This window comes from Rhodococcus sp. (in: high G+C Gram-positive bacteria) (assembly GCF_049286785.1).
GTDB lineage: Bacteria > Actinomycetota > Actinomycetes > Mycobacteriales > Mycobacteriaceae > Rhodococcus_F.
Genome location: NZ_JBAQEO010000786.1, coordinates 1 through 8,897 on the forward strand (window position 1 = coordinate 1; position 8,897 = coordinate 8,897).

Annotated in this window: 11 protein-coding genes and 1 pseudogene; 11 read left to right on the top strand and 1 reads right to left on the bottom strand. The window is 65.8% G+C overall.

Annotated elements, in window-relative coordinates:
* The 11 genes from WAW17_RS28295 to WAW17_RS28345 form a co-directional block, all read left to right on the top strand.
* The coding region (locus tag WAW17_RS28295) for a type VII secretion-associated protein (protein WP_422336178.1) at positions 1-221 on the top strand (221 nt) is incomplete at its 5' end.
* A 133-nt stretch (positions 222-354) separates the two neighbouring features.
* On the top strand, positions 355-672 hold the full coding sequence (locus tag WAW17_RS28300; RefSeq protein WP_422336179.1) for a WXG100 family type VII secretion target: 318 nt from the start codon (positions 355-357) through the stop codon (positions 670-672).
* Positions 673-720: 48 nt separating this feature from the next.
* Positions 721-1,005 carry a WXG100 family type VII secretion target gene (locus tag WAW17_RS28305; protein ID WP_422336180.1) on the top strand — a complete coding sequence of 95 codons (285 nt, stop codon included), beginning with the start codon at positions 721-723 and terminating at the stop codon, positions 1,003-1,005.
* 194 nt (positions 1,006-1,199) lie between these two features.
* A complete protein-coding gene (locus WAW17_RS28310) occupies positions 1,200-1,673 on the top strand; it encodes a hypothetical protein (protein ID WP_422336181.1) in 474 nt (157 codons plus the stop codon).
* Positions 1,674-1,677: 4 nt separating this feature from the next.
* The gene (gene rocD, locus WAW17_RS28315; RefSeq protein WP_422336182.1) at positions 1,678-2,904 is read left to right on the top strand and encodes an ornithine--oxo-acid transaminase; all 1,227 of its coding nucleotides are present in this window, start codon (positions 1,678-1,680) and stop codon (positions 2,902-2,904) included.
* Positions 2,905-3,098: 194 nt separating this feature from the next.
* Complete coding sequence (rplM, locus tag WAW17_RS28320) at positions 3,099-3,542, top strand: 50S ribosomal protein L13 (protein WP_422336183.1); 444 nt, start codon at positions 3,099-3,101, stop codon at positions 3,540-3,542.
* Complete coding sequence (rpsI, locus tag WAW17_RS28325; protein WP_422336184.1) at positions 3,539-4,075, top strand: 30S ribosomal protein S9; 537 nt, start codon at positions 3,539-3,541, stop codon at positions 4,073-4,075. Before rplM ends, rpsI begins: the two co-directional genes overlap by 4 nt.
* 138 nt (positions 4,076-4,213) lie before the next feature.
* The gene (gene glmM, locus WAW17_RS28330; protein ID WP_422336185.1) at positions 4,214-5,548 is read left to right on the top strand and encodes a phosphoglucosamine mutase; all 1,335 of its coding nucleotides are present in this window, start codon (positions 4,214-4,216) and stop codon (positions 5,546-5,548) included.
* A 126-nt stretch (positions 5,549-5,674) separates the two neighbouring features.
* Entirely contained in the window at positions 5,675-5,983 is a 309-nt protein-coding gene (locus tag WAW17_RS28335) for a hypothetical protein (RefSeq protein WP_422336186.1), read from the top strand.
* Complete coding sequence (locus WAW17_RS28340) at positions 5,980-8,157, top strand: hypothetical protein (RefSeq protein WP_422336187.1); 2,178 nt, start codon at positions 5,980-5,982, stop codon at positions 8,155-8,157. Before WAW17_RS28335 ends, WAW17_RS28340 begins: the two co-directional genes overlap by 4 nt.
* Complete coding sequence (locus tag WAW17_RS28345) at positions 8,154-8,390, top strand: hypothetical protein (RefSeq protein ID WP_422336188.1); 237 nt, start codon at positions 8,154-8,156, stop codon at positions 8,388-8,390. Before WAW17_RS28340 ends, WAW17_RS28345 begins: the two co-directional genes overlap by 4 nt.
* A 28-nt stretch (positions 8,391-8,418) precedes the next feature.
* Here the strand turns inward: WAW17_RS28345 and WAW17_RS28350 are convergent.
* Positions 8,419-8,897, bottom strand: a pseudogene (locus WAW17_RS28350) (hypothetical protein); the annotation flags it as partial.

Sequence of the window (8,897 nt, forward strand, 5' to 3'; positions counted from 1 at the left end):
GGCCCGATCTGTTCGGGGGGCTGGAACGCGACGTGGTTTTCGGTGGGCGACCGGGCATCTCGTACAACGAGTTCCCGGACGAGAGTTCGTCAGTGAAATGGCACGTCCTCGTCGAGCGTGACCTCCAGGTGAGCGTCGGATGTCAGTTCCTTTCCGGCGAATGGGATGCGATCGAGGGAGTGTGCGCGGAAATGGTGCGATCCCTGGTGATTGCGCCGTGAGCCGTCGGGTTCGGCCGCGAAAGAACTTCCACAGTGGTGGAACCGATAGGACCGCTGACGCGTCCAATCGTGTGTAGGGGTGGATCGGGCAGTCCAATGGGGGCCGCCACACCGATGAACAGAAGGAGTCACAATGGCGGGAGTTGTTACCGATGTCGGCCAGATGGAGGCCGCGGCCAATCATGTCGAGACGGTGAACGCGCAGCTGCAGTCCACCATCTCCGGCCTCAAGGGCCGCTGTGAGGCGTCGTCCACCGCCTGGGCAGGCGGAGCGCAGGATGCTTTTCAGGCGTTGATGGTTCGCTACGGTGATGCGTCGCGGCGGCTCCAGGACTCGCTGGCCGAGATCGCGGTGAAGATTCGTGAGAACGGCAAGGGGTACGACGCTGCCGAGCAGTCCAACCAGGACGCAATCCGTGCGGCCGGCAATTCGGGATCGCTCGATATCTAGGGATTCTCCGAGCTCGAGTTCACCCACGAAACGTTAAAGGAGCATCGAATGTCTTTGAAGTACGGATTTGCCGAGCTGCAGGCGCTGTCGAGCGATATCAAGTCGAACGAGGCCAAGCTGCGCGAGACCCATGAGGAGCTGCAGGGCTACGTGCGTGGGCTCGTCGCACAATGGGAGAGCGGCGCCCAGGAGGCGTACCAGGGTGTACAGGCGAAGTGGGACAACGCCAACAACGACCTTCTGCAGGTCCTGGAGACCATCGCGAGGACCGTGGAGCAGGGTGCGAGCGACATGCAGGCCGCAGAGAACAGGAACGCCGCCTCCTGGGGGTGACCTTATCCGTCGTGCACAACGCCCCGGCAGCAACTGCTGCTGCGGCGCTGTGCCGATCGGGCCGTGGATCGGGGCATTGATCGGGCGTTTCGGCAGGTGGATACTGATCTGACCGACGCAGAAGGAGGGGGATCGCGATGTCGCCCTCCGACGGTCTCGGCTCGTCCCGACGGTCAGTGGCGTGCACCTGTCTGATGTCTCCGCCCACCTACTTCGATGTCGCGTATTCGATCGATGCGTGGATATGTCCCAAGGAAGTGGTTGACCGTGAACGTGCAATGGCGCAGTGGGTTTCACCCGTCGACGTCTACCGCGGTCTCCGACATCAGGTTCTGACGATCAACCCTGCCGCGGGACTGCCCGACACCGTCCCGGACGCGATACCGGCAGGCGAAGTCGACACCGAGCGGCTGGGACTCGATCTGGAGAGCGGCGGTGTCGACGTGGTCCTACCCGTGCGGGGCTCGTACCACGCGGACGAAATGACGCACCGCGGCTACGACCCGTACCGATCGACTACTCGGCGCTTCTCGAGTTCGGTGACGGGTTCACATGCAGCGCATCGGAGCTTCGCGGGTTCCGTGAGCTTTCCGACCGGCGTGAGCTTTCCGACCGGAGAGAGCCGGCCGACCGGAGCCAACTGGGCGACCGGGAGAGATCAGGGGTAAAGCGATGTCGGACGATGTGTTCTCGGTGGCGGATGTGATGCGCGATCAGCTGAACAGGGCGGACGAGCACAGCGCGCATAACTATCACCCGTTGCCGATAGTGATTGAGTCGGGAGTGGGGTCGTGGGTCAAGGGCATCGACGGCGTCGACTATCTCGATGTGCTCGCGGGATACTCCGCGCTCAACTTCGGACATGCGCACCCACGGTTGGTCGCCGTCGCGCGCGAGCAACTGGGTCGTCTCACGCTGACGAGCCGGGCTTTCCAGCACGACCGTTTCGCGCAGTTCTGCGAGGACGTGAGTCGTTTGTGCGGCAAGGACGCGGTGTTGCCGATGAACACCGGGGCGGAAGCCGTGGAGACGGCACTCAAACTGGTGCGTAAGTGGGGCTACGACGTCAAGGGAGTGCCGCCGGGGAAGGCGGAGGTCATCACGTGTGCGGGCAACTTCCACGGCCGGACCATCACCATCGTCGGATTCTCCACCGACGCCGATGCCTACACGGGATTCGGACCGTTCCCAGGCGGTTTCGTGTCGGTGGAGTACGGGAACGCGCGGGCCGTGGAGGACGCGATCACGGACGCCACCGTCGCGGTGCTTCTCGAGCCGATCCAGGGTGAAGCCGGCGTCCTGGTGCCTCCGGGCGGCTACCTCACAGAAGTGCGGCAGATCTGCACGCGTCGCGGAGTGCTCATGGTGGCGGACGAGATCCAGAGCGGCCTGGGGAGAACCGGGGATACCTTCGCCTGTGACCATGAGGGTGTCGTCCCCGACGTCTACGTTCTCGGCAAGGCCCTCGGCGGAGGATTGCTGCCGGTGTCCGCTGTGGTCGCCGATTGGCCGGTCATGGACGTGATCGGGCCGGGCCAGCACGGGAGCACCTTCGGTGGCAACCCTCTCGCGTGTGCCGTCGGTAGCGCCGTGGTGGAACTGCTCGAGACCGGCGAATATCAGCGCCGGAGTCGTGAGCTGGGGACCTACCTGCACGGCATGCTGGCGGAACTCCCCGACGAGCACGTGTCGGAAGTCCGGGGCAGGGGTCTGTGGGCCGGAGTCCAACTGGCAGCGGGCATGCCTCCCGCCCGGGTGATCTGCGAGCGTCTACTCGCCCGGCGGGTCCTGGCGAAAGACGCGCACGAGGGCACGATCCGGATCGCACCGCCGCTGGTGATAGAACGGCGAGAGCTGACGTGGGCCGTGGAACGGCTGGTCGACGCGTTGGCAGGTTGATCGTCCGTCACACTCCCGGAGATGGCGATTTTGACCCCGAGGTGTGGCAGCCGGTATTGTTCTGCGTTGGCGTGCCGTGCGCCGCTGCGCTCATCAGCGCAGTGGCAGGCGGTTCTCGGGTCTCAACTGGCCGCCGGGAATCGCTCGACGATACGCAATGGCCAGCAGCGGAATGAACAAGACGAGGAAGTTCTGTGTCTACGTACACCCCGAAGGCCGGAGATGTGACCCACACGTGGCACGTCATCGACGCCACCGACGTGGTGCTCGGTCGCCTTGCCGTCCAGGCAGCGAATTTGCTGCGCGGCAAGCACAAGCCCACCTTTGCACCGCACGTTGACGGCGGCGACTTCGTCGTCATCATCAACGCCGAGAAGGTTGCCATCAGCGGCAACAAGCGCGAAGGCAAGTTCCTGTACCACCACTCCGGATTTCCCGGTGGTCTGAAGTCCCGCTCGGTCGGCGAGGTTCTGGACAAGAACCCCGACCGCCTTGTGGAGAAGGCCGTTGTCGGCATGCTCCCCAAGAACAAGCTGGGTCGCGCCATCAGCACCAAGCTGAAGGTTTACGCGGGCCCGAACCACCCCCACGCCGCGCAGCAGCCGGTGCCGTTCGAGATCAAGCAGGTGGCCCAGTGACGACGCCGGAGGAACAGAACGTGTCCAACCCCGAAGAGATCACCGAGGCCGTCGAGGTGGCGGCGGACGAGTACGTGTCCGTCGAGGAGCCCGAGGTTGCAGAGGATATCGAGGCCGGCGGTGCGCAGCAGGCCCCGATCGTGATCGACCGTCCCATCCAGACCGTCGGACGACGGAAGGAAGCGGTTGTCCGTGTTCGCATGAGCCCGGGAACCGGCGAGTTCAAGCTCAACGGCCGCACCATCGAGGACTACTTCCCGAACAAGGTGCACCAGCAGCTGATCAAGGCGCCGCTCGTCACTGTCGACCGCACCGAGTCCTTCGACATCACCGCACTGCTGCACGGCGGCGGACCGTCCGGGCAGGCCGGCGCGCTGCGTCTCGCCATTGCCCGTGCGCTCATCGAGGTCACCCCCGACGATCGTCCCGCTCTGAAGAGTGCCGGGTTCCTCACTCGTGACGCCCGCGCCGTCGAGCGCAAGAAGTACGGCCTGAAGAAGGCCCGCAAGGCATCTCAGTACTCGAAGCGCTGATGTGTCGCCGAAGCCGCCCCTCGCGGACGGCTTCGGCACCTGTTCTTCCCGAGAGCAGGCGTCCATGATTACCGGACGCCTGCTCTCGGTTTTATTCGCTGTAGAGCGTGTGTTGTCGACGTGCGAGAGGTCTGGTCTATGGGTCGGTTGTTCGGAACAGATGGCGTTCGGGGTCTGGCGAATGCCGAGCTCACTGCCGAACTGGCGTTGACGGTGGCTGCCGCGGCCGCCACCGTGCTCGCGCCGCAGGGGGATGGGCGTCGCACGGCCGTCGTCGGTCGTGATCCACGGGCGAGCGGCGAGATGTTGGAGGCGGCGGTCGTCGCGGGGCTGACATCTGCCGGAGTGGACGTTCTGAACGTCGGGATACTCCCCACACCCGCCGTGGCTTTCCTCACCGCGGAACTGGGTGCCTCGCTCGGAGTCATGATCTCCGCCTCGCACAATCCCATGCCCGACAACGGCATCAAGATCTTCGCAGCAGGTGGGCACAAACTCGACGACGACATCGAAAACCGGATCGAAACGGTCATCGCCGGTACTTGCACGAGACGAGCGCCCACAGGTGCCGAGATCGGACGGGTTCGCACCGTCGACGATGCCGAGGATCGGTATCTCCGGCACCTCGCCGGTGCTCTGCCGGATCGGTTGGACGGTCTCACCGTGGTGGTGGACTGTGCACACGGCGCCGCCTCGCGGGTGGCGCCCGCCGCGTACAGCGCCGCAGGCGCCACGGTCATCGCTATTCACGCCGCGCCCGACGGGCTCAACATCAACGATCACTGCGGCTCCACCCACGTCGAGAACCTGCAGAAGGCTGTTGTCGATAACGGAGCAGATCTGGGACTGGCACTCGACGGAGACGCGGATCGCTGCCTGGCCATCGATGCCGGTGGATCGGTCGTCGACGGTGACGCGATCATGACCGTCCTGGCTCTGGGTATGCGTGAGGACGGCGAGTTGGCCGGCAATACTCTCGTTGCAACGGTGATGAGCAATCTCGGTCTGCACATTGCGATGCGGTCGGCCGGGATTTCCCTGGTCACCACGGGTGTGGGTGACCGGTATGTCCTCGAAGTGCTCCGCGAAGGCGGCTACAGCCTGGGCGGTGAACAATCAGGGCACGTCGTACTTCCCGCCTTCGGGACAACCGGTGACGGGGTGCTGACGGGCCTGCGTCTGATGGGCCGTATGGCCCGCACGGGCCGATCCCTCACGGAATTGGCGTCGGCCATGACCACGCTCCCACAGGTACTCGTCAACGTGAAGGTCGCGGACAAGGCCGTCGTCGCGTCCTCGTCCGTCGTTGTGGACGCGGTGGAGGCTGCCGAGCGACGCCTGGGCGACCAAGGTCGAGTACTGTTGCGGCCCTCCGGGACCGAACAGCTCGTCCGGGTGATGGTCGAGGCATCGGATCTCGACGTCGCACGAAGTCTCGCCGACGAGCTGGCCGGCATCGTCGCCTCGATCTGAGCGGGCGGCACCTCCGCCGCAGTCACCACGGTCTTTCCCGTTAGTATCGACCCGATCATCGCGTGGGGGAACCGATCGGTGCGCTGCCGCGTCCAATGCAGTAGGTCGCGAAGAGAGGGTGGGGCAATGGTGGATGGATTCGAGGTCGATGTTGCGGTGGTGGCCGCTGCCGGAGCGAGACTGGTCCGATCCGCGGAGGTCCTGAGACAGCAGGCGGTCGACGTCGGCCGGTTCGGATTCACCGGGACGGCAGCGGGCCGCGACTACGCTGCGAAAGGTGACGCGTTGCGCGACGCACTCGGCGTTGTCGCCACCACATTCGAGGTCTGGGCCACCGGGACGGAGTCGATCGGGCTGACCCTCCGGGCCGATGCGACGAGGTATGGGGCGGTCGACCACGGCTTCGCGTCGGACGTGAACGGGGTCCAGTGGTGACCACTGATCCGACGTCGTTGATGGAGGATCCGAATCTCAGCCGTGAGTACAAGGCGCAACTCGTTCAGGCGTGGGCGGCCGCGCGTGCCGAGGACGAACCGTTGTGGCGGCCGTTCTCCGACGAGTACGGGGTCGGTGCGGGTGCCCGGAATCCAAGTGCAGATGTGCGCTACGCCGAGTTGCTCGACAACGGGCATGCAGCGCACGAGGCCGAGGCGGCCAAACGCGAACTGGGCGAGCATCTTCGACCGGATACTCTGAACGTGCCCGACGACATGCTCGATCTCGGGGCCCGCGGACTCGAGTTCTTCGAGTTGTTCCTCTCCGCGGCAACCAAGCTGGGTTACGAAAGCCTCGACCTCACCGACTACTACGCCAGGTTCGACGCCGAGCGGGGAATGGATGTGAACGCGCTCGCCCGGGACATCGGCATTCTCGGACGCAGTCTCGACATCGCGCGTGCGGAGCTCGACGAACACGAGAGTTCGATGTCCGGTGTGCGGCGTGGCTGGACCGGCGTCGCGGCCACAGCGGCGCTCGACGCGGCGGACCTGGGCGATGTGCGCGCCGCCGCCACCGTCGGGCGTTTGCAGGTCCTCGCGGAGGTGATGTTCGAGGTGAACCTGACCCTCAGCACCGCGGTGACTCACAAGGCGTACAAGGTTGCGTCGTTGCACCAGTCCACGGTCGGCGGGTACACCCCGGCGCAGATTGCGGTACTCGCAGACATCTACGCCCACGGCCGAGACGGTGACAATTCCCTCGCCAAGGACCGCATGGAGGACGCGTCCTACTGGTTCCCGGACCTCGCGGATGACGACTTCCGGCACGTCAACGGATTGTACAAGGATGGTGGCGCCGGCGCGCTCAGATGGCTCGACCGCGATGACGTGGTCAGACGCGCCGCCGCCATCACGAAGGACTGGTTCGACACGAACTTCCGGCGTGTTTACGAAACGAAGCAGCGCGAGTTCGCGGTGGCCTGTGCGGAGTGCGCGGAGGCAGTGCATGCCGCGTACGACGCCGCGATCGCCGAGGCACATGCGATCCCGATCCCGGTGCAGGAGCAGGCTCTTTCTCATCCGGGTGCCCCCGAAACGCCTGCGGCTCCACACGGTGCCCCGGTCCCGAACGTGGGAGTGCCCGGTCCGTTTGCTGGTCCTGCGCCCAGCCCGGTGGTCGACGACGCGGCTGTCGGGATCCCGGGCCGTTCCGCACAGGCTGTCGTGTCGGAATCTTCGGTACCCGCCGCCACCGTTCCCGCCTCGACCGGTGGGGGTGCAGGCGGCTCGACTCCGATCTCGGCGCCGATCGGCCAGTTCGGTGCCGGCGTCGGTACCGGCCCTGCGATGCCGGCGATCCAGCCCGGAGGTCTGCCCGGGTTCGGCGGCATTCCCGGGTTCGGCGGTGTTCCCGGACAGCCGGTTCAGGGTGGCGGGACGGGTGCCGCCGATCTCGCAGGGCTGGGGCAGGACCTGATGGGAGGGCTGAGTCGACTCGGTTCGATCATCCAGCCACTCGTCGAGGATGCCGTCAGCGCGCTCATCGGTGAGAACAACCGAGACATCGAGAACGGCCCCAGTGGTGAAACCGGTGGCGACAGCCCGACCGAGGATGCTGATGCTTCTCCTGGGGGTTCGGAGGGCGGCCCCGGGAAGGACAAACACCTCGCAGTGACGCTCGACGGCAAGTCCTGGACACTCGCCCTCGACGACGACGGCCGCGGAATTCATCTCGAGATCAGCGACGAACTGGGTGGTACATCGCGGTTCGAGGTGGGGATCGGGCCCGACGGACTTCCTCGCATCGTTACCGAGACGGGTCCAGAAGAAGGCGCCGAGGACGGGCCGACGCCTGATCCGGGTCCGGTCCCGCCGACGCTCGTCAGCGGCAGCGCCGGAGATGAGTCCGTTGCAGAACCTCCGGGAGCCGGCGCGCCGCCCGCAGGGGAGGACGATGCTGCGGGCCTAGGAGTGAACGCAGGCGGAGGTGGAGACGGTGCCCCGACCGCACACCTGCCGCAGGTGGTCGGTGTCGAGCAGGGGCCGGAGAGGGAAGCAGCACCCCTACCGGCGCCCGACACGTTCATACCCGAGCCGCCACGTCTGCCTGCTCCGCCATCCCCGACCGGCTTCGACAGTGGTGCCGAACTGGCGGAGGCCGGTCCGTTGTGACCGATCGTGCCGACCGGTTACGTGCGCGGCGTGCGCACATGAGGGCGGAACTGGAATTGTTCCGGCAACGACAGGACGAACTCCGGCTCAGCGAGGCGACGGCGGTTCACTCTGCTCGGTCGATACCCTCCGAGTCGACCGTCGAACCGGTCAGCTCGCCCACACCCGATCGCGAACGTCCGGACCTCGACGACGACGACGATTTCTACCGTCCCCGCAGTTGGCTCGTCTGACGAGACGCTTGTCGTGTCTCGATCAGGCCTACCCGATCAGTGCGGCCAGTGCGCTGCGAGGCGGCGTTGCGCGGACATGGTCCTCGTTCGGATCGACAAGGGTCGTGTGGGGGATCTCCGCCTCGCCCATGCCGAAAGCTTCGTATTTCTTGTCGCCGGTGAGGTGGAAGAGCAGGAAGCCGGTCACAAGCGCGCGCGTCACGTTCTGCGTCTTCCGCTCGGAACCACCGACTCCCAGCGCTCCGAGCAGTCGTCGGCCCTCGGTCAGACCCGATGCCGATGCGCCGTGGACCGAACGCAGGACGTGGTCGCCGCCCCACGACGATGCCAATTCCTTCGCGTTGCTGTTCATGGAGTCGACGTCACTGCCGGTCACGATCAGGCCCGGGACGGTGACCTTCGGCGCGTACCTTTCGGCTTTCGGGGCCGTCGGAGCGGGGAAGAGCGCTGCAACGGCTGCCACATCGCGTTGCGCCGCCGCGAGGACCGCCACACCCGCACCCATAC